This window comes from Helicobacter cetorum MIT 99-5656, assembly GCF_000259275.1.
Lineage (GTDB): Bacteria > Campylobacterota > Campylobacteria > Campylobacterales > Helicobacteraceae > Helicobacter > Helicobacter cetorum.
Genome location: NC_017735.1, coordinates 1,388,983 through 1,413,650, shown reverse-complemented (window position 1 = coordinate 1,413,650; position 24,668 = coordinate 1,388,983). Strand labels below are relative to the sequence as shown.

The 24,668-nt window shown below is 34.5% G+C and carries 16 protein-coding genes, 2 tRNA genes and 3 pseudogenes; 15 read left to right on the top strand and 6 right to left on the bottom strand.

What is annotated here, in order from left to right; translation table 11 throughout:
* Positions 1 to 8: 8 nt before the first annotated feature.
* The 3 genes and pseudogenes from HCD_RS06655 to fliK form a co-directional block, all read right to left on the bottom strand.
* A complete protein-coding gene (locus HCD_RS06655; protein ID WP_014659809.1) occupies positions 9 to 1,823 on the bottom strand; it encodes a flagellar hook protein FlgE in 1,815 nt (604 codons plus the stop codon).
* A pseudogene (flgD, locus tag HCD_RS06650) lies at positions 1,823 to 2,659 on the bottom strand (flagellar hook assembly protein FlgD); the annotation flags it as partial. The gene HCD_RS06655 and the pseudogene flgD, both read right to left, overlap by 1 nt.
* Before the next feature lie 51 nt (positions 2,660 to 2,710).
* Positions 2,711 to 4,222, bottom strand: coding sequence for a flagellar hook-length control protein FliK (fliK, locus tag HCD_RS06645; protein ID WP_014659807.1), 1,512 nt, complete (start codon positions 4,220 to 4,222; stop codon positions 2,711 to 2,713).
* A gap of 169 nt (positions 4,223 to 4,391) precedes the next feature.
* On the opposite strand from fliK, the gene pta reads away from it, so the two are divergent.
* The 6 genes from pta to hypD all read left to right on the top strand — a co-directional run bounded on the left by pta (position 4,392) and on the right by hypD (position 9,767).
* On the top strand, positions 4,392 to 5,927 hold the full coding sequence (gene pta / locus HCD_RS06640) for a phosphate acetyltransferase (RefSeq protein WP_014659806.1): 1,536 nt from the start codon (positions 4,392 to 4,394) through the stop codon (positions 5,925 to 5,927).
* 27 nt (positions 5,928 to 5,954) lie between these two features.
* Positions 5,955 to 7,163 (top strand): acetate kinase, encoded by a 1,209-nt coding sequence (locus tag HCD_RS06635; RefSeq protein WP_014659805.1) that lies wholly within the window; start codon positions 5,955 to 5,957, stop codon positions 7,161 to 7,163.
* Between the two features lie 102 nt (positions 7,164 to 7,265).
* Complete coding sequence (locus HCD_RS06630) at positions 7,266 to 7,607, top strand: cupin domain-containing protein (RefSeq protein ID WP_014659804.1); 342 nt, start codon at positions 7,266 to 7,268, stop codon at positions 7,605 to 7,607.
* A gap of 93 nt (positions 7,608 to 7,700) precedes the next feature.
* Positions 7,701 to 8,429: a hydrogenase nickel incorporation protein HypB gene (gene hypB / locus HCD_RS06625; RefSeq protein ID WP_014659803.1), complete on the top strand. Its 729-nt coding sequence runs from the start codon at positions 7,701 to 7,703 to the stop codon at positions 8,427 to 8,429.
* The gene (locus HCD_RS06620) at positions 8,429 to 8,665 is read left to right on the top strand and encodes a HypC/HybG/HupF family hydrogenase formation chaperone (RefSeq protein ID WP_014659802.1); all 237 of its coding nucleotides are present in this window, start codon (positions 8,429 to 8,431) and stop codon (positions 8,663 to 8,665) included. Before hypB ends, HCD_RS06620 begins: the two co-directional genes overlap by 1 nt.
* Entirely contained in the window at positions 8,655 to 9,767 is a 1,113-nt protein-coding gene (gene hypD / locus HCD_RS06615) for a hydrogenase formation protein HypD (protein ID WP_014659801.1), read from the top strand. Before HCD_RS06620 ends, hypD begins: the two co-directional genes overlap by 11 nt.
* 13 nt (positions 9,768 to 9,780) lie before the next feature.
* On the opposite strand, the gene HCD_RS06610 is transcribed toward hypD, so the two are convergent.
* The gene (locus tag HCD_RS06610; RefSeq protein WP_041594835.1) at positions 9,781 to 10,302 is read right to left on the bottom strand and encodes a hypothetical protein; all 522 of its coding nucleotides are present in this window, start codon (positions 10,300 to 10,302) and stop codon (positions 9,781 to 9,783) included.
* Between the two features lie 81 nt (positions 10,303 to 10,383).
* Here HCD_RS06610 and HCD_RS06605 point away from each other — a divergent pair.
* The 3 genes from HCD_RS06605 to HCD_RS06595 all read left to right on the top strand — a co-directional run bounded on the left by HCD_RS06605 (position 10,384) and on the right by HCD_RS06595 (position 12,909).
* Positions 10,384 to 10,458, top strand: a tRNA-Gln gene (locus HCD_RS06605).
* Positions 10,459 to 10,480: 22 nt separating this feature from the next.
* A tRNA-Met gene (locus HCD_RS06600) sits at positions 10,481 to 10,557 on the top strand.
* Positions 10,558 to 10,773: 216 nt separating this feature from the next.
* The gene (locus HCD_RS06595) at positions 10,774 to 12,909 is read left to right on the top strand and encodes an outer membrane protein (protein ID WP_014659799.1); all 2,136 of its coding nucleotides are present in this window, start codon (positions 10,774 to 10,776) and stop codon (positions 12,907 to 12,909) included.
* Positions 12,910 to 13,882: 973 nt separating this feature from the next.
* Here the strand turns inward: HCD_RS06595 and HCD_RS09575 are convergent.
* Positions 13,883 to 14,922, bottom strand: a pseudogene (locus HCD_RS09575) (IS256 family transposase); the annotation flags it as partial.
* A gap of 6 nt (positions 14,923 to 14,928) precedes the next feature.
* On the opposite strand from HCD_RS09575, the gene HCD_RS08780 reads away from it, so the two are divergent.
* The 6 genes and pseudogenes from HCD_RS08780 to HCD_RS06565 all read left to right on the top strand — a co-directional run bounded on the left by HCD_RS08780 (position 14,929) and on the right by HCD_RS06565 (position 23,176).
* Complete coding sequence (locus HCD_RS08780) at positions 14,929 to 20,019, top strand: Eco57I restriction-modification methylase domain-containing protein (RefSeq protein WP_014659797.1); 5,091 nt, start codon at positions 14,929 to 14,931, stop codon at positions 20,017 to 20,019.
* A 37-nt stretch (positions 20,020 to 20,056) separates the two neighbouring features.
* Positions 20,057 to 20,282 (top strand): annotated as a pseudogene (locus HCD_RS08980) (hypothetical protein).
* A 23-nt stretch (positions 20,283 to 20,305) separates the two neighbouring features.
* Positions 20,306 to 21,172 (top strand): Fic family protein, encoded by an 867-nt coding sequence (locus HCD_RS06580; RefSeq protein WP_014659795.1) that lies wholly within the window; start codon positions 20,306 to 20,308, stop codon positions 21,170 to 21,172.
* A 169-nt stretch (positions 21,173 to 21,341) separates the two neighbouring features.
* The gene (locus tag HCD_RS06575; RefSeq protein ID WP_014659794.1) at positions 21,342 to 22,025 is read left to right on the top strand and encodes a hypothetical protein; all 684 of its coding nucleotides are present in this window, start codon (positions 21,342 to 21,344) and stop codon (positions 22,023 to 22,025) included.
* Positions 22,026 to 22,149: 124 nt separating this feature from the next.
* Positions 22,150 to 22,401 (top strand): hypothetical protein, encoded by a 252-nt coding sequence (locus tag HCD_RS06570; RefSeq protein ID WP_014659793.1) that lies wholly within the window; start codon positions 22,150 to 22,152, stop codon positions 22,399 to 22,401.
* Positions 22,373 to 23,176, top strand: a complete 804-nt coding sequence (locus HCD_RS06565) for a nucleotidyl transferase AbiEii/AbiGii toxin family protein (protein WP_014659792.1) — start codon at positions 22,373 to 22,375, stop codon at positions 23,174 to 23,176. The genes HCD_RS06570 and HCD_RS06565 overlap by 29 nt, the downstream gene beginning before the upstream one ends.
* 394 nt (positions 23,177 to 23,570) lie before the next feature.
* Here HCD_RS06565 and HCD_RS06560 read toward each other — a convergent pair whose 3' ends face one another.
* Positions 23,571 to 24,638 carry a tyrosine-type recombinase/integrase gene (locus tag HCD_RS06560; RefSeq protein ID WP_014659026.1) on the bottom strand — a complete coding sequence of 356 codons (1,068 nt, stop codon included), beginning with the start codon at positions 24,636 to 24,638 and terminating at the stop codon, positions 23,571 to 23,573.
* Positions 24,639 to 24,668: the final 30 nt, after the last annotated feature.

The following is a 24,668-nucleotide window of genomic DNA, read 5'->3' as shown; positions in this document are numbered from 1 at the left end:
CATGCTTACTATTTTTTCAGACTAATGGCTTCCTTAATCATATCATCGCCGGTGCTAAAGGCTTTGGCATTCATAGAATAGCCCCTTTGCATTAAGATTAGATTCGTTAAGGCATTTCCAGCATTCACATTACTTGTTTCTAAATATTTATGTCTGATTTTTCCAAATTTCAGCTTGCCCTCTTCATCCCACCCTAAAATAGGATTACCGCTTAAAGGTCTGTTTTGCCCATTGATGGTGCCTTCTTCCATTTCATAGACATTCCCACCTACCTTTCTTAGCCCTTGGTCATTAGTGAAAGCTAAAATGCCTATACGAGCGACTGGTTCTACTGCACCATTACTAAAAGATAGTGAGATAATGCCATTTTCTTCAATACGCATGTCTCTGAAAATGCCTTTAGGTTTGCCATCTTGACTCACTTCTAAAAGCTTAGATTCTTGATAAGATAAATCGCTAGAAACATGACTTTCGCTCTTGTCTAGTGAATAGGTAAGCTTATTGCCTTTAAAATCCAAAGTAATGGGCGTGGCTTTCATCTTATGCGTTTCAGAGTCAAAGCCAATAATTTCCCATATAGGCTCATTGATAGGGTCTTTTTCTCTGCTATCTACGATGTAGCTTTTAACTTGCCATGTTTGATTTTTCCTCGTGCTTGTAGGGCTTGATGCGGGGTCATTAGAGTTAGTCATAAAGTATTCGCTTTGGAGTAGGTATTTATTACCTGCTTCATCATAAATATCTGCTGAAGTGCTGTAGTAAGGAATCCTAATGGCTACAGAATCTCTTGCAATACCCTTTTTTAGTTCCATTTCATTAGCACTCAAGCCTAATTTATCCGCAATGCCCCCACTCAAGCTAAAAATGACAGGGTTATCGCTGGGATTAGCGATTTCTAATAAAAGGGGGGGCTTTTTCACATCATCTTCACTTTTGATGAGGTTTAAATCAAGCCCGGTTTTTTCTTTGAGAAGCTTTTTCAAATCGCCCAAAGTTTTGAATTGATTCTCTCCTTTTTCAGAATCCCCATAAGTGAAAGTAAAATCTTCTTTTTTACCATCTTTTTGAACGCTAATGTTTAGTTTGCGGTGTGTTATGGCGTCTAGTGGTTCGTTGTCATCATTAGCTAGGGCGTTGATGTCTTGGTTTAAAAAACGCTTTTCTATAATCGCACCTTTATCGTCTAAAAAGAACTCTTGAGCCCCCTTGACATGGTCTTTAGGATTCAAATTCACACTAATATCTACTTTAGTGCTAAGCACAGGCTGGTAGGTCAAATCTTGAGGAATTTTCAAGGGCGATAGGGTGTTGCTGTGTAATTTTTCAATATCTTCATCTCTAGGGGTGGCATTAAGGGTGCCGTCTTTAATTTTATGCAAATCCACGCCATAGACATAATAGCCTTCAGGGGTTACTAAATAGCCATCAGCATCTCGCACGAAATTTCCGGAGCGTGTGAGAAAATTATCCTGTTTTTTTTCATATCCATCTTTATTGATAGTGAGTGTGCCGTTTTTATTAGGCCCTATAACAAACCAGCCCTTACCTTGATAAGCCATATGAAAATCCCCTTCACTAGGCATGTATTCGCCATCTTTACTCAAAAGGGCATTACCCGCTCCTGTAACGCCATAATTCCTATCATTTGCCATAACTGATTTAGCATTCAAGGCGTCTAAATGCGAAGAGAACAAGCTCTTAAATTCAGGCTCATTAGAGCGATAGCCTAGGGTGTTAATATTAGCGATATTATTAGAGAGACTATCAATGCCAAATTGATGGGTTTTGATTCCGCTGTATGCGTTTAAAAGGGTGTCATTCATGCTTGCTCTTTGTGTGGTTTTTGATTTTCAGGCTTGTAAAACTCTATTGCACTATCTATGGGCAGAATCATTTCGCCCATTCTTAGCATGGGTTTGCCTTGATTAAAGAGTACACTCTCTACTTCGCCCCTACCGATACGAGTTTGTAAATATTGTTTGCTTTGAGAGTCTAGGTTGTATTCAGCCCTGATTTTATAGCTGCCTTCAGGGACTTTCTCTCCTTTTTCATTCGTGCCATCCCATTCAAAATTGACATAGCCCTTTTTACCATTATAATCTTTTAAAGAAAGGGTTTTGACTAGCTCATTACTCTCATTGAGAATTTGAATAGTAGGCGTGCCTTTAGAAGTGTCAATGCTTTCATCAAAGAAAAGCGAAAAAGCGAGCTTGTTCTTGCCATCAAAATTCGCTCCGCTCACATCAGTTTCTGCAATCTTTCCTATCATGCTAACAGAATTAAGTGCAGTAACTTCTCTTAAAGAGTTATTAGCCTTTAGGCTATCGTCCATGCCCTTATTAAGATTTTCCATAGTGTCTTTTAAAGAGCTTTGAAAATCCTTTAAAGATTCGTTGGTTTCTTTGCTAGATTTCATCGCACTTGCAACTTCTTGCATAGTCTTTTTATTTTCTTCTTGCATTTCAACTTGCGTGAGTTGTGCGGTTTGTGTGATGATTTTATCTGTTTCCATAGGGGCTGTTGGGTCTTGATTTTTTAATTGCTCTAGGAACAATTTCATAAAAGCGTCTTTGTCTAGTCCATTAGCAATTTTAGGCTGTTCTTTTTTTCTCTCTTGTGCAGCTTTGGCTCCGGTAACTTCTGCTAAATCAATGGCCATGTTCTCTTCCTTAGTTTGGGATAATCCATTATAAAGTAATCTTGCTTAAAATCACGCATAAAGAGTGATTTCTAGGCTAGTTGTTGGCTGGTTAAAATCATCATTAGTGTTTTCTTGATAGCGTTTTAAAGCACTTTCTTTTAGGGGGGTTAGCTCTTGTTCTTTGTGGCTGTGTTGCTCTTTAGAATGATTTTGCGAAAAGCTTAAATCCACCCCTTCAAAACCTAAAGCACTCAAACTATTCTTAAGCTCTTGTTGGTTGTCTAAGAAGGTCTGCAAGCTGTGATGATTGGAAATAACGCTCACTTTAAGATTCTTACCCACTTTTTGAATGGTAACTTCAAGTTTGCCTAATTCTTTAGGGAATAAGTCCATAGAGATTTTAGTCATGGGGGGTTTGTATTCTTGGATTTCTTGTTTTAATTGCTGGGAGAAGTGCTTAATCGTCTCTTTGGGAGTAATGCCCTTATTGTCGCTTGTAGGTGCGTTTTGGGTGTTTTGAATCATACTAGATTCTTTGGTGTTTTCTTTAATGCTTTCTTTGGTATCAATAGGGGGAGTTTTTTCTTCTTTTTCTAAGGGGGTTTTAAAATCAACACCATGAGTGTTAAGCCCCATAAGCATAGGCGTTAATGGCGTTAAGGGGGGCATTCTAGGGGTTTCTTTTGGGGCGTTTATTGTGGTTTGGACTTGGTTTTTTTGAAGGCTAGGGGTTTTTTCTGGTTTCTTTTTCTTAGCCACTTTAGGTTTTTTAGCCCTTTTAATTGCATGAGTTTGTAAGCTTTCATTTAAGGGGGGCATTTTTTTAGGCTTTTCATCGCTAGGTAAGTTTGCTTTTTCTAAGGAAGCAACAGGTTTTTTAGAGCTTATGGATTTGTCCTTTAAGCTTAAATCTTTTGTTTCTAAGGATTGCAAAACGCTAGAGAGATTTGTGGTTGTAGGGCTTGGAGTTTCTAGGGCTTGCTTAGGGGTTGTTTTTAGAGAAAGTTGCTCGTTGGTGCTTAAGTGCTTTGAGCCTTTTGTTGGGGTTTCTTTGCTAGAAGTTTGATGGGTGGTCGTTTTGATATGGCTTATATTTAGGTCATGTTTTTTAGCAAGGGTTTGAACATCTTTAAGGGTTTTTGACTCTTTTTTATCAGTGGGGGGGGTAAGTGGGGTTTTCATAGGATTACTGGTAGGGGTTTGAACGCTTTTATTGGGTAAAATCATGGGAGAGAGATTCTCTTCATGATGTTTTGGCTTGGCTTCATCATGGTTTTCTGTATGCTTGAGTAAGTCCTTTAGGGTGGGGGCTTCTTTATCTTGGGGAATTTCTTTGTGGGTAGGGATTTTTTTGGATACAGAATGTTGGGTTTTAGGGGTATCTTTTAAAGTGCTATGATTAGGAAGTTCCTTAGGGGTGGTTTGAGCTTTATTTGCCTTATTTTTTGGGTCGTTCTTAGAGATAGTTTGTTTTAAGAGTTTGTTAAAATCTTTTGTAGAGCTAGGGTTTTTTGGGGCGTTGTTAGTTTCACTCTTTGGCGTGTTAATAGGGGTTTGAATGGGATTGATTTGAGATGGCATGTTCTGTATCCTTATAAAACAACTCTTTAAACTTTGATTCAAACAAGGATAAAGCAAAAAGAGTTCCATAATAAAGGTTTTTATGAAAAATAAATTTTTAAAACCATGCTTTCATGTGAGTTTTATTAAATTTTGCTACAATTCACAAAAACGATTACGGAGATTTTGAATGCGAAGTTTATGGATTTACCCAGAGAGTATAGAGACTTTGGAGATTGCTTGTAAAACCCTTTTAAAGGCGTTAGAACCACGCTATCAAAAAATCGCTCTATTTTCGCCCATTAATGGAAAATGCGAAAAATTAAGTCTTAATATTTATAGTGCTATAGATAAAGAAAAAGCTTTAGAGCTTGTAAGCGATTCTAAGGAAGAGTTGCTGTTTGAAAGCATTTTAAAACGCTATCATGAATTACAAGCTACGCATGATTTTGTAGTTTGCTTGGGGTATGTGCCTAAATTTTTCTTAAACGCTATTTTGGATTTAAATACAACTTTAGCTAAGCATTTAAACGCTCCCATTGTGGCTATTGCCGAGAGTAATACACAACGCCTAAAAGCGATGCATTCTAGCGTAGTCAAAAAAGAAGCCCCTTTTGCTCTAGGGCTATTAGTAGGCGAAATGCCCAAAAAACCAAGCTTTTTGAGTGCGTCTATTTGTAAAGAGCGATGCGAGTTAGAAGCGGGCGTTATCCAAGATTTATTGCAAGTAAAAAGCATGATTACAACCCCATTAGCTTTTCAAAATGCCCTTGTTTTGAGAGCTAAAGAGCAAGTTAAAAAAGTGGTTTTACCAGAGAGCGAAGATGAAAGGGTGCTAAAAGCAACGCATCATTTAAACCAGCTCAAAGCGGTAAAACTCGTTCTTTTAGGCAATGAAGAAAGCATTTTTAAACAAGCTAAAGCATTGAATCTCAATTTAGAAGGAGTAGAAATCATAGACCCAAGCACTTCTAACTACAAAGATGAGTTTGCGAAGTGCTTGTATGAATTGAGAAAATCAAAAGGCTTAAGTGTTGAAGAAGCTCAAAAATTAGTGCTAGATAAGACTTATTTTGCGACCATGCTCGTGCATTTAGGCTATGCAGATGCCATGGTTTCTGGAGCGATTCACACCACCGCTGATACCATTAGACCGGCTCTTCAAATCATTAAAACTAAGCCTAATGTGAGTTTGGTTTCAAGCGTGTTTTTGATGTGTTTAGACACTCAGGTGCTAGTCTTTGGAGATTGTGCGATTAATCCTAATCCTAGCCCTAAAGAATTAGCTGAAATTGCTATGACTTCAGCTCAAACTGCTAAGCAATTTGGTATCACGCCTAAAGTGGCTATGCTTTCTTATTCTACAGGCAGTTCTGGTAAGGGCGAAATGGTGGATAAAATCAAAGAAGCGACGCAACTTGCTAAAGATTCAGACACAAGCCTTGAAATTGATGGTCCTTTGCAATTTGATGCTTCTATTGACTTAAGCGTTGCACAGCAAAAAATGCCACATAGTAAAGTAGCAGGTCAAGCAAATGTCTTTATTTTCCCTGATTTAAATGCCGGAAATATCGGCTATAAAGCGGTTCAAAGAAGTGCCAAAGCCATTGCCATAGGTCCGGTTCTACAAGGTTTGAATAAGCCCATTAATGATTTGAGTCGGGGCTGTTTAGTAGAAGATATTATTAACACCGTATTAATTAGTGCAATTCAAGCACAAGCTTAATTTATTTTAAAAACAATAGGAGAATTAATGGAAATTTTAGTTTTAAATTTGGGTAGTTCATCTATCAAGTTTAAATTGTTTGATATGGAAAAAAATGAGCCTTTAGCAAGTGGTTTGGTAGAAAGAATCGGCGAAGAAATGGGACAAATTAAAATAGAGTCTCATTTGCATCATGATGAAAAAGTGTTAAAAGAACAACATGTGGTAAAAGACCATGCAAGTGGGCTTTTAATGATTCGTGAGAATCTAACTCAAATGGGCATTGTAAAAGATTTTGACAAAATTGATGCTATAGGGCATCGTGTGGTTCAAGGGGGGGATAAGTTTAATGCTCCGGTCTTAATTGACAATCAAGCTATGCAAGATATTGATAGTCTTTCTATTCTAGCCCCTTTGCATAATCCAGTAAATTTAGCTGGCATTAAGTTTGTTCAAGAAGCACACCCCCATATCCCCCAAGTAGCCGTTTTTGACACCGCATTCCATAGCACTATGCCTAGTTTTGCTTACATGTATGCGTTGCCTTACGAATTTTACGAAAAGTATAAAATCCGCCGTTATGGTTTTCATGGGACATCACACCACTATGTCGCTAAAGAAGCTGCAAAGTATTTAAACATTCCTTACAACAAGTTTAATGCCATTACTTTACATTTGGGTAATGGAGCGAGTGCAACAGCTATTAAAGATGGTAAGAGCGTAGACACTTCTATGGGACTCACCCCCTTAGAGGGCTTGATTATGGGGACAAGATGTGGGGATATTGACCCAACTGTAGTGGAGTATATCGCACAATGCACCAATAAGAGCCTAAAAGAAGTGATGAAAATCTTAAACCATGAAAGCGGTTTGAAAGGCATTTGTGGAGATAATGATGCAAGAAATGTAGAGGCTAGGGTAGAAAAAGGTGATGAGAAAGCTCAATTAGCCTTTGATATGTGTGTGTATCGCATTAAAAAAGATGTAGGGGCTTACATGGTAGCTTTAGGAAGAGTGGATGCAATTATTTTTACAGGAGGCATGGGCGAGAATTATCCAGCTTTAAGAGAGAGCGTGTGTGAAGGCTTAGAAAACTTTGGAATTGCCTTACACAAACCTACTAATGACAAACCCGCTAAAGGTTTGGTTAATTTAAGTCAACCTAATACAAAAATTCAAGTTTTGCGAATCCCTACTGATGAAGAGCTAGAGATTGCTTTGCAAACCAAAGAAGTTGTAGAAAAGGTCTCAAAATAATTTTTTTAATCTTTCTTTAAGGACTCTTTAGATAATCATTACAAGTCTTTCTTAAAACAATTGATGTTTTAAGAAAGCTTATTTTGATAGAAAGGTCTTGTAATGAAGGTTGTAAATTTTTTAAACGATAATAAATTTGAAAAACTTCAGATTGATGTCTTGAGCGAAAACTCTCACAACAAAGAAATCCGCATTTGCATGCCTAAAGGTGCTGTTATGGATAAGCACCAAGCCCCTGGGGCGATTAGCGTGCAAGTTCTAAAAGGAAAGATTTGGTTTGAAGTAGAAAATCATAAGCATGAAATGACAGAGGGTTGTCTCATTAGTCTTGACTCTAAAGTGCCTCATAGTCTTGGTGGGATTGAAAATAGCGTGCTAAGACTTAGTTTAAGCAAGAATGATAGTGTAGATAGGGTCAAAGGGGTGCATATTAGCAAATCCTAATCAAATTTTTTTAATTATTTAAAAGTTGTGTTTAACAAATAATGGTTTTAATGCGTTAGAATAATTTAATTATTTGAAAAAGGAAACAAAAACATGAGCGAGCAACGAAGAGAATCTTTAGAGAATAACCCTAATTTGAGTAAAAAAGATGTTCAAATTGTTGAAAAGATTTTGAGTAAAAATGACATCAAAGCCGCTGAAATGAAAGAGCGTTATTTAGAAGAGGGGCTTTATGTTTTAAATTTTATGAGCTCTCCTGGTAGTGGTAAAACAACCATGTTAGAAAACTTGGCGGATTTTGAAGATTTTAAGTTTTGCGTGGTAGAGGGCGATTTGCAGACTAATAGAGATGCGGACAGATTGCGTAAAAAAGGCGTAAGTGCGCATCAAATCACTACCGGTGAGGCGTGCCATTTAGAGGCAAGTATGATTGAGGGGGCGTTTGATTTGTTGAAAAATGAAGGAGCTTTGGAAAAAAGCGACTTTTTAATCATTGAAAATGTAGGGAATTTGGTTTGCCCATCAAGTTATAATCTAGGGGCGGCTATGAATATTGTTCTACTCTCTGTGCCAGAGGGTGATGATAAAGTGTTAAAATACCCTACGATGTTTATGTGTGCGGACGCAGTCATTGTTAGCAAGGCAGATATGATTGAGGTGTTTAATTTTAGAGTGTCTCAAGTGGAAGAAGACATGCAAAAATTAAAGCCTAATGTGCCTATTTTTTTAATGAGTTCCAAAGACCCTAAAAGTTTAGAAAATTTTAAAAATTTCCTTTTAGAAAAAAAGCGTGAAAATTATCAGTCCACGCACTCATTCTAATGTGTCTAGCCATTCCTTCTAAAGTAGTCGCCATTTGTGATAATGTGGCTACTTTAGAGACTCTAGGGGTTCAAAGAGAGGCGAGCCTTGATTTAATGGGCGAGCCTGTGAATGTGGGCGATTATGTGCTATTACATATTGGCTATGTGATGAGTAAGATAGATGAAAAAGAGGCTTTAGAGTCTATTAAGCTATACCAAGAAATGATAGCCAAAATGGATACTAATGAGTGTTAGCCATTTTATTGCACCTTTTAGAGACAAGCAAACTATCCTAGCTCTTGCTAGTGAGATAAAAAAGTTAGCCTTAAAACTCTCTAAAAAATTAGTCATTATGGAAGTGTGTGGGGGGCATACGCATACGCTGATGAAATATGGGCTTACAGATTTAATGCCTAAAAATTTAGAGTTTGTGCATGGGCCTGGATGTCCGGTATGTGTAATGCCAAAAGCACGCATTGATGAAGCCTATGAGCTTGCTTGTATCAAAGATTGCATTGTTGTAAGCTTAGGGGATATGATGAAGGTTCCTGGAAGTCATAAAAGCTTGATTCAAGCAAGAGAAGAAGGGCTAGACACCCGCTTTTTGTATTCGCCCATGCAAGCCTTAGAAATTGCTAGAGAAAACCCTAATAAAAAAGTCATTTATTTTGCTATTGGTTTTGAAACCACAACGCCTATGAGTGCTAGTGTCTTACTCAACGCCAAAAAAGAAAAGCTTAACAATCTTTTTTTCCATATTAACCATGTTCTAGTGCCACCAAGCGTGAGTGCGATTTTAGAAGATAGAGAGTGTAAAATTAACGCCCTTTTAGCTCCAAGCCATGTGAGTGTGATTAGTGGTTCTAAGATTTATCAGCCCTTAGTGGAGCGCTTTAAACTACCGATTGTGGTGAGCGGATTTGAACCTGTTGATGTGCTAGAGAGCGTGCTTATGCTAGTCAAACAAGCTCTAAACAAAGAAGCCAAATTAGAGACACAATATAAGCGAGTGGTGAGCTTTGAAGGGAATTTAAAAGCGCAAAGTTTAGTCAATGAATGCATGGAAGTAAGAGAAGAGTTTGAATGGCGAGGCTTAGGTAAGATTAAGCATTCTGCCTTAAAACTCAAAGAAGAATACGCCTTTTATGATGCTGAAAAAGTATTTAGCCATTATCTAAGCCACAAGACTCCTAAAGAAAACAAGGCTTGTAAGTGCGGAGAGATTCTAAAAGGTATCGCTAAGCCCTTAGATTGTGCTTTATTTGCTAAAGTTTGCACCCCACAAAATCCTATTGGAAGCTGTATGGTAAGTTCTGAAGGGGCATGCTCGGCGTATTATCGTTATAAACGCTCTTAGTTTTTGTAGTCTTTTATGAGCTTTTTTGCTGTTTTTCTAAAGCTTGTTTGAGCTTTAGAAATTGCTCTTTAGTAAAATCGCTTAAAGGCTTGGCATTAAAATCAACATTAATAGTTATAGGGGGTTTTATTGGCTTAAAAGATACATGGGGTTTTTGATGAGCTGTTTCTCTAACGCTTGCAAGAATGCGTGTGAAAAGCAAAGCATAATTCAAACTTTCAAGCGTTTTTTTGGTTTCTAAGAAATGAGCTTTTAAGTTGTTGATATAGTATTCTTCTTGCATTTTAAAGGCTTTTAAATAGCTTGTATGGGTAAAAAAGATTTTTAGGGTTTTTTGCTCAATTTTGGCATATCTAAAACCTTTCTCCAAACCTTGTAAGGACTGAGTAACATAATGATGAAGGATTTGGCGTTGCTTGAGCTTCATTTTCAAATTTTTGAGAGCTGATTTTTTGCTAATACTTTGAAAACGCTTAAATTCCTGTTGCTTTTTGAGATAACGCTCATAAATTAAGGGGTCAAATTCCTTTTGCATGCAAGCATTATACAAAAGATTTTAGAATTTTACTTGACTTGTAGCATACAAATTCTGTATAATGTCAGTCTTAATTCAGTTTGGGGTGTCGCCAAGCGGTAAGGCACCAGGTTTTGGTCCTGGCATTCCGAGGTTCGAATCCTTGCACCCCAGCCATTTAATCTCCTTAAGTAATTGACGCGGAGTAGAGCAGTCCGGTAGCTCGTTGGGCTCATAACCCAAAGGTCAGTGGTTCAAATCCATTCTCCGCAACCAATTTTTAACCCCCCAATTTTTTTGTCGCTTCTTAGTGTCGGTAATTGTTACAAAACAATTTAATCATGCAAAAAATTTCTTAAATTCCAAAAAAAAAAAACGATATTTATGTTATAGTATGCCTATTCAAAAATCCATATTCTTAAAAATATTTCACACTTCAAACTAGGTTTAACATTAAGAATATGTTTTATTTTTACAAGAAAAGGAAGAAAAATGAAAAAACACAAAATCATAGCGTCTTTAGGTTTGTCGTCATTCTTGGCTTTGAGCGGTCTTCATGCCGAAGATAACGGCTATTTTGTAAGCGTAGGCTATCAAATCGGTCAGGCTTCTCAAATGGTTAAAAACACTGGCGAGTTGCAAAAGCTTTCAGACACTTATGCAAACTTGAACAATCTTTTAGCTAATTACAACAGCCTTAATTGGGCGGTTACTAATGCAGGAAGCGCTACTTCTATCAATAGTGCAATTGATAATTTGAGTGCGAGCGCGAATAATTTGACTAATGGCACCACACAATCTCCTGCTTATCAGGCCGTGCTTTTAGCGCTTAATTCAGCGGTAGCGATGTGGCAAATCATTGCTTCTAGAATTGGTTGCGGCAATGATTTAAATCAATCAAATCAATCAAATCAAACAAATCAAACAAATCAAACAATAAACAATGTTCCTAATGAGAGTGGTTCAGTTACTTGTAACAGAACTACATCAGGATGGGGAGGCGTTATTTCGCACAACACTTTTAAAAAAATCAATGATGCTTTTGTAGTCATCCATAACGCTTTAAAAGATAATGGGATGCTGGCGCTAAAAGATAGTAATAATGCATCACAAGAGATGAAAAAAGTCCAACAAGCCGTCTTGCAAGCCGTTGTTGCTATCAAGGAGGAAAGGGGAGTAAATGTGGCAGAAGCAGCACAAGAATCAAAAGCTCAAGAAACACACGCTAAAAGCGAACCAGCTAAAGCAGAACAAAAAAATACCGCCACCTATCTTTTAAGTGAAGCTCAAACACTCATAGACACTCTCACTACAGGTGATAATAATAAAGAAACTACCGGATGCCCATGGTTTGAGGTGCCTAATAATGATAGCACTAAAACCTATTATGGGATTAATTCAGCAAGTGGAAGTGTGTGCGACCTGTTTAAAGACCCTTTTGATAGGGTGAAACAAATGCTTGCTACAGCCAAAGAAGTCGTGCAAAAAACTCAAAATGTCTCAGCCACCCAAGAACAAAAAATTCAAACTCCAAGCAGTTTCAACCCCTATACTAACAACCACCAAGTCGCTCAAACCATGCTTAAGACCGCTCAAACTCAAGCCAATATTTTAAATCTGGTCAATCAAGTGGGAAATGATTTTAAAGCCATCAATGCCAGACAAAGAGAGCTAATGACACGATGTATGCAAGGTGCAAACACTATCGCACAAGGGAGTAATGTATCAGGCTGTGCAAAACTACAAGCGACTTTAAATTCTTTAGAGCAAGAGAGCGCTTATTATGGTAACCAAGTCAATCAAGCTTTGACTATCGCTGACACCTTATTGCATTTCAAAGAAAGGGTTGCGACTTTAAAAGACACTTATGGTGAGATAAAAAATAATATTTCTGTGGCTTCAAGCTTACCCAACTCCAAACTAGCCTTGCAAAACCTTGTTAGCACGACTACAGATTCAAATAAACCGGTAGGCTTACAAACCGTTTATTATCTCAATCAAAACGCCTATTCTCAAATGCAAACTGCTATGCAAGAATTAGCTAACAACCCTTTCAGAAACTTTGGCGTGATTAAATCTCAATCTAATAGCGGTGTGATGAATGGTATAGGTATCCAACTAGGTTATAAACAATTCTTTGGTGAAAATAGAAACTATGGCGTTAAATATTATGGCTTCTTTGATTATAACCACACCTATATCAAATCAGACTTTTTTAATTCGGCCTCTAATGTTTTCACTTATGGGGCAGGTGCAGACGCTCTGTATAATTTCATCAACGATAAAGCCACAAATCTTTTTGGAAAAAACAATAAACTTTCTGTGGGTGTTTTTGGTGGAATCGCACTTGCTGGGACTTCATGGGCTAATTCTAATCGTGTGAATTTAGAAACGGTAAATAATATCTATAACGCTAAAATTAGTGCCGCAAATTTCCAATTTTTATTCAACTTTGGCTTGAGAGCAAATCTGGCTGAAGAGAAAAAGGGTAATCATGCTATCCAGCATGGAATGGAACTGGGTATTAAGATTCCTACCATTAACACAAGCTATTATTCCTTTATGGGAGCTAAACTCTCTTATAGAAGGTTGTATAGTATCTATTTGAACTATGTGTTTGCATATTAAATCTCTTAACCCCTTTTAAAAAGGGGCAATTTATTCTAAGGCTCTTTTTAACTTTCTCAAATACTCTTAAATTTTTGCAACCTAGAACTAACCTATTTAACACTAAAAGAGTGTTTGGAGTTGGATAGGGGGTTAAAGCTTTATTGTTGATTTTTGTTGTTGCTCCTTGTTTTAGTTTTTGTTTTTTTCATCTTTTTTAACCGCTTTTAATACAAATCATTTTTTTAGGTTTTGTTGCTATTATTTTTAATCTTGTTTTTGGTTTTTATCGTTGTTTTTTGTTTTATTTTTTAGTTTTAACTCTGTTATCGTTGCTTTTAGTTTTTGGTTTTAGTTCTTTGTTATCTTTATTATCTCTGCTTTTTATTCTTGCTATGAACTCCTTATAACACTTCAAATTCAAGTTAATTTTATACATTGTTATAGTAGTGTTGTTAATAAAAATTTTAATTTTTATATTGTTTTATGTTTTAGCACTAACTATTCTTAAGGTTACTATGATTTTGGGTTATGGGTTAAGGCATAATTGTTAAATCTTTTTTAATAAGACCTTTTATTCTTATATTATTCTTATTCTAAGTTGATTTTATGTTTTTGTTATTATTGTTGATATTGTTATTAATCTTGCTATAGAGAATTAAGAGTGTTTGAAAGGGTTTAGAACCCTATTAGAGTTTAAAAAACTCTTTTGATTATTCTATTATCCTATTTCTCACATTCTCACGCTATCAAAATTAAAGGTATTTCATTTTTAGATTTCACTACCCCACTCTTAATTAGGGGGTTCAAGCATTAAATTTATTTCTTCTGTTTTAACAAAATACTGAGTTTAAACATTTTTCTTAATGTAGCTAACGATAAGTTGAAATAACAAATTTCATAGGGAGAGAAACCTCTCTTTTTATGATACTCAATAAAAACGAGACCATTCCAAATTCTGTGTCAAGTAACATATTTATAACCTTTTAAATCTCTAAATACTTCTCTTTAATCTATTCTCAAAGAAAATAGCTAATTGAGATAAGGTTAGACTAGAATTATGAAATAGGCATACCCTATTTAGAAGTAGCGTTTAAAATACCCATATAGAGTAATTTTAATAAAGAATTTTCATTAGAAAAACCCCCTTATAGTTTTAGTTAATTTTTTCAAATTGTCTATGGACTAGCTCAATAATGTTAGTCGTATAGATAATCTTTCTAAGCAGGGGGATACTTAAAAAATAACGATAAGTTATCTTACTTGCTATGCCAAGATTTAAGCACTAAAAGATACTTGCTACCCCACAACTCTATCAAAATTTAAGAGTTCATCTTCTGCCTTTTGCTTATTAGGAGCTTGATAGACTAGCTTTAAATCTTTTAAAAACTCTTTTTGATACTTACTCCCTACATACTTAATAGAATTTCTAATCTGATGGACTATACAAAGTTGCACCTCAGTCTTAGGAAAAATACTATTGATAGCTTCAGGAAATCCTTTTAAGCCATCAACTGAGGCTATAAGAATATCCTCTAACCCTCTATTTTTTAAATCAGTAAGAACACTAAGCCAAAAATTAGCCCCCTTTACTTTCACTTAAATATAATCCTAAAACTTCTTTCTTACCCTCTAAATCTAGTGCTAGAATGGTATAAACCGCCTTAGTAACATACCTACCATCTTCTTTAATCTTATAGTGGATTGCATCTAAATCACACAAAAGGATAGATAGCTTTAAGGAGTCTAATTTGGACATTCTCTTAGCTTGTCTATGATTTTATCTGTAATGGCACTCATAGTGGCTATACTTAACTCTATCCTATAAATTTCTTCAAATATGTTTTACAATATCCTTATAGTTCAATCCTAAGCCATACATAGAGAGTATCCAATCTTTCTATTTCATTAGAGATACTAGTTTGATTTTTCTTTACAATTTGGGGTTCAAAAGTTCCTGCTCTATCTCTTCTTAGTATTCAGTATAAAAGCTCCATCGGTGCTTTTAATAGTCTTAGAAGATTTACCATTCTTTAGAGAATGAAAGAATTTCTAGCTAAAGAGTTAGGCTCGCCTTCTACAAGCAATGAGTTTGTTAAGAATTTAGAATATTTATTATGGGATATTGATATTTGCAAACGCACTATGAGAGATGCCATCAAAGATAAATCTAGTCTTAGAGTATTACAGGCAAAATTAATGCCTAATAATGCTTTTTTAAACCATTTCTATACAATGAATTTTGAAGTTTTAGATAGTGGTAACCCAGCTACCCCTAAAGACATTACAACCATTCCTACCATGCAAGAATGGTATGAGTTTAAAAATGCCGTGCGTTTGAATGGGGCGTATCATGAAAGTTTAGAAAACAAGCTAGACAAACTAGAAACGCTTATGCGAGAGTTTTGTGCTAAGTTTCACAAAGAGTTTGGCATAGATTTAATAGATTTACATAACCCACTCAACAATCAGTTCAAACGCACTCAAACTTTTTTAAAACAATTGGAAAATACACTTAGTAACGAGAATAACAAAAAGTTATTACTAGAAGAATTTGAGCAAAATATCAATGAAGTTGCTAATAATAAAGAGATTAGAGAGCTTTTTAATGAATATAAAGACCCTGAAGATATAAAATTGCTGGCTTTAACTTATTTCACAGAAGATATGAGCAATGATTTTAAAGAAGTTTATTTTTCTAACAAAGAATTTCAAACTCTCTTACTTAAGAATATTAGCGTGATTGTGGGGGATTTAATTAACAAAAAGAATTTAGAACCTATTAAAACCCCCTTAGAGCAATTACAAGATTTAATCAATAATGAGCCAAACAAAGAAGCTTTAAAAGAAGAGTTTAATCAAAAGCTTAATGCCATTGTTTCTAATAACGCCATTATTAACACCTTTAAGAGAAATATAGATATTAGTTCTATGGTGTTAAATGACTTTAAAAAAGATATGAGTAGAGATTTTGAAAATCTCTACTATAACAACAAGGAATTTAATGCTTTAATCACACGAAGTCTTAGTGTCATTGTGGGGGATTTGATTACAGCTAATAGCCTTATGGATAATAAAACTATTGACAATACAATAGAATTAGATAACACTAGCAATAATACAATAGAGCCTAATGAAACTAAAGAAAACAATGTAATATCCAATGAGCCTGATTTTAGACTTATAAAAACCATTCAAAATAACGAGCCTTTAGAAAATAGTTCTATAGAGCAACAACTTCCTACAGATTTAATGCCTTTGGGGAGTGTAGGACCTAGTGTTGCACAAGCAACCCTAGAACCTAACTCCTTACAACATGCTGGTGGTGTAGAAATTCTTACAGATGAATTAAACCCTATTGACACTAATAAGAAGCTTGCTCATTCTAACGAGCAAGCAAAAGAAAGAGATGAGACAAATCATTTCTCACAGGATTTAAACGAACTAGAGCAAAACCTAAATAATCTACAAGGCTTACTCCAAAGCATAAAAGATAACACTATAGCCAATGAGCCTGATTTTAGATACAGGCTTATAAAAGCTACTCAAACTAATGAAAGCCTAGCAAATAGCCACATAGGGTTACAACTTCTTAAAGACCCTAACACTAGAAAATTCTATGATAAATTCAATTTGCCTTATAGCCCTAAGAAACTTTTAGAGATTTTAGAAAATTGCATTGAAAAATCTATTGAAGTTATCACTGAAAGCTTGAGTTTGACTAAAGAGCAATTAAACGCATTAGAAAGGTTGCAAAATGCTGAAAATACTCTTAAAAACAATACAGAGCTAAACTATACACAAGAGAATAATATTACAGATAATAGTGTAGAGTTAAATAACGCTAATTCTAACAATTCTACTAACGATAAAATGGAATTAAATAATACTAATTCTAATAATACGACAGAATTAAACACCAAAGAAAACAACCAAACGCTAGACAACACTACTACAGATAACTCAGTCTATCAAATTGTCTTTAACACCCTTAAAGAGCATAAGCTAACCATAGACACTCTAAAAAATATACAAGAAAAAATGATAAGAGCTAACTATCTTAGTAGTGATGGCGACGGACTTTACTACAATAGCCGTAGAAATCAAAGAAATCTTAACATCAATGTAAGAAACTATTTTGATAGCATAGGCTTTAACATTGAAAAAGACTTAGTGGATAGTATGTTTGATGAACTAGACCATAAGTTTGGCATGCATTTAAACAATGAAATTAGTAAAATTCTATCAAAAGAATTAGCCTTAAAAGAAAATCATTCTATTAGTGATAACTCTATTACTAATAACGCTATTAAGAATAATTTAATTTTAAATAGTGTAGAATTAAACAACAACAATAAGGGAGAAGAACATGAAACAAGAGAAAAAATCCAAGAAACAAATCCGCATACTGGAGAAAGAGTTAGAGATACAAGCAGCAATTCACGCCAGCTTGAACCACATACCCACCAAACCCTACATAGAGACACACCCGACATGGATTGGGGAGAGAATACTAGCGAACTACAATCTAACCAAAGAGGACTGGGAATATCTAGTGAGAGCTTGGGAGACCAAGAAACTAGAAATGCATGGCTTCACAATCCTAGAGAGATGGATAGCCTACTTTCCAAAGACAATAAAATGGTTGATAGAGCAAGAAACTTATATACTCATCAACATGCTACTCAACCCCCAAGCCCAAATGGAATTGAAAGTCTTAACGAACACTCAAGCAGAAATCAGCAGAGCCAAAGGCATAACCGATGGGGAGATTTTAGAGATGAACGAAATCAATCTCTTCCAACACATCACACTCATTCCAAACATCACCAAGAGCCTGACAGACAAACAATGGGGCGAACAGGCGATGCAAGTCATTATGGACTTCTTCCAAATGGATATAAAGAACCTAGAAGAGAGTGGGATAACTCTAAAGAGCCTGTTGAGAGCCTAGCAAGTCATAAGCTTACTACAACCCCCTTAAATCATTCTAAAGAAAACCCCACATCTCAAATGTCTTTGGGGAGTGTAGGACCTAGTGTTATTACACTAGAGCCTAACTCCTTACAACAAACAGAGCCTAATTTGTTCAATCATTCAGAGCCAAGCGAAACTTCAAACCATACCGAGCTTCTCATTGATTTTAAAGCCACTCACAAGCTAGATATTCCTACCACCAAAAAAGAGCGTTACAAGGCTAATATTGAAGCTATCACGCTTTTAAAAGAGCTAGGTAAAAGAGTTGCCACCAAAGAAGAGCAAGAAATCTTAGTTAAATTCAGTGGCTGGGGAGCTTTAAGCAGTTATTTTGATAGCTCTAAGCATGAAAAAGAAGCTTTAGAATTAAAAGCACTCTTAGGCGATGCTGATTTTGAAGCCGCTAAAAAAAGCAGTGATGACGCTTACTACACGCCTAAAATGGCAATTGATTGCATTTATCAAGCCCTAGATAGATTGGGCTTCAATAATGATGCAAACGAAAAACACCTTTTTGAGCCAAGTTGTGGGAATGGCATGTTCTTAACCTATGCTCCTAGTGGTTTGAATTACAAATTCAGTGCGACTGAATTAGACCCTATTAGTTCTCAAATCGCTAAAAAACTACACCCTAATTCCAATATCCAAAACCTTGCTTTACAAAAATTCATTATGCGGAGAGACTATGATGTATTCATAGGAAATCCCCCTTTTGGTGATGAAGTCATTACTGATTTGAATGATGAAGAATTGTCTCATCACACTATCCACAATTATTTCTTAGGCAATGCGATAAAAAATCTCAAAGAAGATGGGCTAATGGCTTTTATTGTTACGAGCAATTTCTTAGATAGCTCCAATCATAAAATGCGTGAATACATTTCTAAACATGCAACTTTCTTGGGGGCTATGAGATTGCCTAAAGGATTTTTCAATGAGAGCAACACTGAAGTGGGGTGCGATATGGTGTTTTTTAAAAAGGGGAAAGATAATGAGTTGGATAAGGACTTTGTTAATGCTGTTGCTTTGTTTGAAAACAAAGCTAGTGCGAATGAATATCTTGGTGGCTTGGATTTAGAAAGCGTTAAAAAACTCTATGAGCCTATTGCTAAAAGATTAGGCTTTGTTTATGAGAAAGTTAATGAAGAAGAGTTTTTAGGGGGCTACCTACTGAATTGTGTTAATAACGATGCAGATAATGTAGAAATTTTACATAATGCTCTCATTGAAAGCCTTTTAAAAGTGCGTCAAAATGAGTATTTCACACGCTTTAAAGAGCATGTTTTAGGGAGTGAAAGCTTAGAGTATGACACACGCTATCACAAATTTGTTTTAAATGCTAGGGGCGAGTTAGGAAAACCCCTAGAAGAAAAGATGCAAAACTTTGTGGCTCATGTTTTACCTAGCAATGTTTATACCTACCACAAGACCACCTACAAACAAAATTTGTTAGCCATCAATCATTCACACCCTAAGTTTAAGAGCTTAAAACAAAAAGCCACCTATCTTAAGAGCGGGGCATTTGTAGAATTTGAAAACGAAATCTTTCAGTTTGATAGCTTAGAAGACAACGAGAACGAGATTTTTTTAAAAAATGCTGGCTTGAACCACAAACAAGGAAGCGTTACTATCAAACAACACCTTTTAGATTATATCCCCCTAAGAGATGCCTTAATAGACTTGTCTAACAGCGAGCTAAACCCCTTAAGCACAGAACAAAAATTAAAAAGCAAACGCTCTAATCTCAATATTCTGTATGAAAAATTTGTTAAAAAGCATGGCTATTTGAATGAAAACAAAAATTACAAGGACATTAAAGAAGACGCCTTTGGCATGCGAGTAGTAGCTCTAGAAACGCATTTTGAAAAAGAAATCAGCAAAAAGGAAGCTAAAAAACAAGGCATTGCCCCTAAAAAAGCACAGGCCCAAAAAGCTCGTATCTTTTTTGAAAGAACCATTAACCCTAACACTCCTATTGTGATAAATAACGCCAAAGAAGCCCTTATGGCAAGCTTGAGTGAAAGGGGCAAACTAGATTTACAATTCATTCAGGAAAATTACAAGCAACAGAGCTTAGAAAACACCTTAAAAGAGTTAGAAGAAGATGAGTTAATCTATAAAGAGCCTATAACTAATGATTACATTTTTGAGTAATAACAATCTTTTATAGTTATTTTTGTTTGTGTTATAATTGGTTAAATCAAACTCTATTGGCAATAAAAATAAGCATGTGAGTTTAGAATACCAACTAGAACTTTTTATGAAAAAGAAAACAACTAATTTAAACGATATAGATAAATATGTGATATATAGCATTCAAACAGAGGCAACTACGCAAGAAACAATGGTTTTCACAAGATTATCACATTCCTATGGAGAATATTCAGCATGTCCTTTCTATCAACCCCTATCAATGAAACTAGACTAAAAGGCGGAATTTATGCAATACAATCCTAATGCCCTTAATAACCTACAAATTTTAAACGCTAAAGAAAAGAAAGAGCTTAATAGCCTTATTTGTCATTTTGATGAATTTAAAAATGCTAAGGGCTTGTTTGAAAAGTTAGGCTTTGATTTCATTTATTCAAGCGCTCAAATTGAGGGCAATACTTACAATAAACTAGACACCCTTTGCTTATTAGAAGAGGGGCTAACAGCTGGGGGTAAGAAATATGGCGATGCTAAAATGATACTCAATCTAAAAAAAGCCTTTGATTTTATCTTAAACAATGATTTAAAATTGAATTTAGAAACTTGCTTAGAAATACACTCTATATTAAGTGAAGAATTAGTTCTTAAATCTAATCAAGGCATTATGCGAAAACATAATCTAAGTGGCATTAGTGGCACTTCTTATTTACCTTTAAGCACAGGGGATAAACTACACACTGAAATGAAGTTTGTTTTTACTCAAATAGATAAAATAGAAAACCCTTTTGAACAAGCCATTTTTTTACACAACAACCTATGCTATTTGCAGTATTTTGAAGATTGTAACAAACGCACTGCAAGGTGCATGCAGTTTATCGCTTTAAAAAATCATAATATCATGCCCTTAGTCATTTTAGAAGATAACAAAGATTGCTATAAGCAATATAGGGGGGCTATGATAGAATATTATGAGACCAATAACTACGCACCTTACATAGAATTTTTTAAAGAAAATTATGCAAAAATGCAAAACTTCTTACAAGAAGTAAGAGAGCTATCCTTACAACAAAAACAAGCCCATTCAAACTCTTATGACAACGCCGATGATTTAGACAATTCTAATGAATACGCCCATACACCTAAGCGTAGGCGATAAGTAATCTTATTGAGTAGGTATTTGATAATATTTAGTTATTTTATCAGTATTGAATAGAATTTAGTTATTTGAATTACTCACTATATATTATATTAACAAGTAATAACAATCTTTTATAGTTATTTTTGTTTGTGTTATAATTGGTTTAACAATCCATTTAAGAGACACTATGCAAGATTTACAACACTTTAAAAACGATATTACTCTCATTCTATCCAAAGACAGAATGGATACTTATGATAGTTTGGAGCAATACAAAGAAAATTTAAAACTCATTAGTCTAATCACACCTAAAATCTCTAATTTAGAGATTTATTTGCGTAACGCATTAGATTATTGCTTAACTCAAAATAAGGGGAGTGAATGGGTGTTTAATGAAAATTCTTTAATCCCTTTAATCAATGAATTAAAAGAAAAGAAAAAAGAAATTTCGCATTCTTTGGTCTTATCCAAGATGTCTTTGGGAGCTGTGATTAAGCTTGTGTTTTTTTATAAGTTAGAGGGGGTAGTATTAGATTTGAGAGCCTATAGTTTTAAGGCTTATTATCAAGACAACAGAGACACTTTGCTTATTAAGGGCAAGAAACGACTTCTTTATAACTATATTAAGGTTCATATTGCTTTGAATTTGCTATGGACAATTAGAAATCGTGCGTATCATTGGGAAAACCTACTAAAAATTAAACCAAATAACCGCCCACGAATAGCTACACAATTTAATGGGGAAACAGAAAGCATTCAAATGGATAGAATTTTGGTTATCGGTATTGAACCTAGTAAAATTACTTTGTTTTTAGATGATTTAATTAAAAGTGTTGGGAATAAAGACTTTGAGAAACTAAGTAATCTGTAAGAAAGAAGTGGGCTACCGAAGCCCTTATAATGTAAGCGTATTATAGCTAAACAATCATTATAAGTCAAACCAAAACCAACACAAATTTTGCTAAACTAAATCAAATCAATTTAGGGAGAATAAAATGTCATTTGCTCCTATGTTACTAGCTACAATTAATAACTCAATTGGTAATAAAAATAAGCATGTGAGCTTAGAATATCTTATAGAACTTTTTATGAAAAAGAAAACAACTAATCTAAGCAATACCGACAAGTATATTATAGGCACAATCCAGCAAGAGGCACTAGAGCAAGAAATAGAATGGTTTTCACAAGATTATCATGTCCCTATGGAGAATATTAAGCATGTCCTTTCTATCAATCCCTATCAATGAAGAGAGCCTTAGTTTTATCAAAAACAATTTTGTAGCTCAAATTCAAGCTTTGGAGCAATTTTACCCCATTATTAAAAACGCTTTAAATTTAGGGCTTAATCCTAGTAGTATTAAGTTTGGAGGAGGCACAGCTTTAAGCATGTATTACTTCCAACATAGATTAAGCTTTGATATTGATTTGTTTGTTAATGACGCTCAATGCTTGGGATTTTTTAGCCCAAAACTATGGATAGATGATTGCAGTCATTTTGATAGTAGTAGGTATATAGACCAGCACAATCATATAGGCGTAACGAATAAAGACAACATTAAAATAGATGTTTTAGTGGATTATGCTAGTAATAAGGGATATATAGATAACTCTAAAAAGATTTTTACTTTTGATATTTATATAGAAAGCCTAGAAAATATTATCGCTAAAAAAATTACTTTTAGAAAGACTGGTAATAAAACAAGAGATATTTTTGATATAGCAGTGGCTTTGCATAACGACAATAATTTATTTGATAAGCTCTTAAGCTCTCAAAAGATAACCAAGCAAGACCTATTAACTCTTCAAAATTCTTTGCAAGAGTTAGATAAAAAGCGTTATAGCATAGAAATAGATATGGTAGAACCCATTTCACACTACAAAGACCTTTCTTTAAACGCTTATCAATTTTTAATAGAAAAAATAGAGCAAATCAAAACAGCCACCCATTCAAACTCTTATGACAACGCCGATGATTTAGACAATCCTAATAAATACACCCCCACACCTAAGCGTAGGCGATAAGTAATCTTATTGAGTGGGTATTTGATAATATTTAGTTATTTTATCAGTATTGAATAGAATTTAGTTATTTACCATATATGCTCTTAATGAGAAATAACAATCAATTTATTGCTTATGATATAAATTAATAGAATTTAATTATTTACATTGAATATTAAAAGTTTTCTTAGTAAGCAATAGTAAATTATAATCGTATTGTTTTTAGTATATTTTGTAATTTAAGATAACTATGTAAATACTAATTGTTTTTAACAATCCTTATAAAAATCTAATTATTTTTAATTATTAATAAAACATTAGATAATCAATAAAAACTATCTAATGTTATGCTATTTGTCTTAATGAGATTATTTGTATTAATTACATTAAACTATTTAATCAATTTTTAACCCCCTTACTTTTTATTCTCTATCAAACTATCAAATACAAGAGCCACTTTCTTGTTATGCTCTTGGGTAGTATGGATATAAATCTTAGTAGAGAGTAAAGAGCTATGCCCTAACGCCCTTGAAGTTAAAACTAAGTCTTGGGTTTCTTGATAAATAAGAGTTGCAAAACTATGCCTAAATAGATGTAAGCCTGTGCCATATTGCTTATAGTGTTTGATTTGAGCTAGTTTGAATATTAAGGGGATAAAGTTATAAAGCGTTAAAGAATTTTGTGCTTTTTGTTTGTCTTTTTTAAAAAGATATGCCCCATTAAAATATTTTAGTCTATAATCATCACTAAGCCAAGCATTCAAGCTTGGTTCTAACAAACTCTTTTTTATATAAGCTTTTCTTTCTTTCCTACCCTTACCTTGAATTAAAATAGAGTAATTTTGCTCTTCTACTTGAATGTGTTTTAATTCTATGTTTAACACTTCGCATTTTCTAAGTCCCCCAAGTATTACAATGAGTAAAATACATTTATTGCGTTTTTCATAGCTAGTGGTTGGCTTATAGTCTAAAAGTGTTTTTAAAAAGCTCTTTAAGTCTTTATCATTTAAATGTCTAGGCAGACTTTCTTTAATCTTAGCAAAGGCTAAATTTTTAAGCGTAAAATCAAAGCTATAACGCTTTTTCCTATCCAAGTAATCAAAGAATTGTCTTAAATACATCACATACTTAGCCATAGAGCTGGGCTTTCTATTTTGGGCGAGTTCAAAGAGAAAGTTAATGACTTGCTCTTCGCTAAGCGTTCTAAAACTTCTTAGTTTGAGATTATCTCTAAAGTATTCAAAGAATAAAAACAAGCCTTGCATCATAATCGTGTGCTTAATACCTTGATTGTAAAGAATATGACAGAGTTGTTTTAATTGCTCTATATTGTGGCATTTTAGGATTTTATCTTGTGTGTCTAATATGAAAGCCATATCATTCACATCTTGAATGGGTGTGAAATTTTTAACCTTAGTGTATAAAAAGGCTTTAAGATTATCAAAGAGTTCTCTTTGAGATTTGGTGAGTTTGTTATTTAACATATTGCTCCCTTATTAAAATATAAAAAGAAA

What these genes read in the sequence shown, in the direction of transcription:
- HCD_RS06655 (WP_014659809.1), bottom strand. Translation starts at nt 1,823, where the DNA reads ATGAATGACACCCTTTTAAACGCATACAGCGGAATCAAAACCCATCAA.
- fliK (WP_014659807.1), bottom strand. Translation starts at nt 4,222, where the DNA reads ATGCCATCTCAAATCAATCCCATTCAAACCCCTATTAACACGCCAAAG.
- pta (WP_014659806.1), top strand. Translation starts at nt 4,392, where the DNA reads ATGCGAAGTTTATGGATTTACCCAGAGAGTATAGAGACTTTGGAGATT.
- HCD_RS06635 (WP_014659805.1), top strand. Translation starts at nt 5,955, where the DNA reads ATGGAAATTTTAGTTTTAAATTTGGGTAGTTCATCTATCAAGTTTAAA.
- HCD_RS06630 (WP_014659804.1), top strand. Translation starts at nt 7,266, where the DNA reads ATGAAGGTTGTAAATTTTTTAAACGATAATAAATTTGAAAAACTTCAG.
- hypB (WP_014659803.1), top strand. Translation starts at nt 7,701, where the DNA reads ATGAGCGAGCAACGAAGAGAATCTTTAGAGAATAACCCTAATTTGAGT.
- HCD_RS06620 (WP_014659802.1), top strand. Translation starts at nt 8,429, where the DNA reads ATGTGTCTAGCCATTCCTTCTAAAGTAGTCGCCATTTGTGATAATGTG.
- hypD (WP_014659801.1), top strand. Translation starts at nt 8,655, where the DNA reads ATGAGTGTTAGCCATTTTATTGCACCTTTTAGAGACAAGCAAACTATC.
- HCD_RS06610 (WP_041594835.1), bottom strand. Translation starts at nt 10,302, where the DNA reads ATGCAAAAGGAATTTGACCCCTTAATTTATGAGCGTTATCTCAAAAAG.
- HCD_RS06595 (WP_014659799.1), top strand. Translation starts at nt 10,774, where the DNA reads ATGAAAAAACACAAAATCATAGCGTCTTTAGGTTTGTCGTCATTCTTG.
- HCD_RS08780 (WP_014659797.1), top strand. Translation starts at nt 14,929, where the DNA reads ATGAAAGAATTTCTAGCTAAAGAGTTAGGCTCGCCTTCTACAAGCAAT.
- HCD_RS06580 (WP_014659795.1), top strand. Translation starts at nt 20,306, where the DNA reads ATGCAATACAATCCTAATGCCCTTAATAACCTACAAATTTTAAACGCT.
- HCD_RS06575 (WP_014659794.1), top strand. Translation starts at nt 21,342, where the DNA reads ATGCAAGATTTACAACACTTTAAAAACGATATTACTCTCATTCTATCC.
- HCD_RS06570 (WP_014659793.1), top strand. Translation starts at nt 22,150, where the DNA reads ATGTCATTTGCTCCTATGTTACTAGCTACAATTAATAACTCAATTGGT.
- HCD_RS06565 (WP_014659792.1), top strand. Translation starts at nt 22,373, where the DNA reads ATGTCCTTTCTATCAATCCCTATCAATGAAGAGAGCCTTAGTTTTATC.
- HCD_RS06560 (WP_014659026.1), bottom strand. Translation starts at nt 24,638, where the DNA reads ATGTTAAATAACAAACTCACCAAATCTCAAAGAGAACTCTTTGATAAT.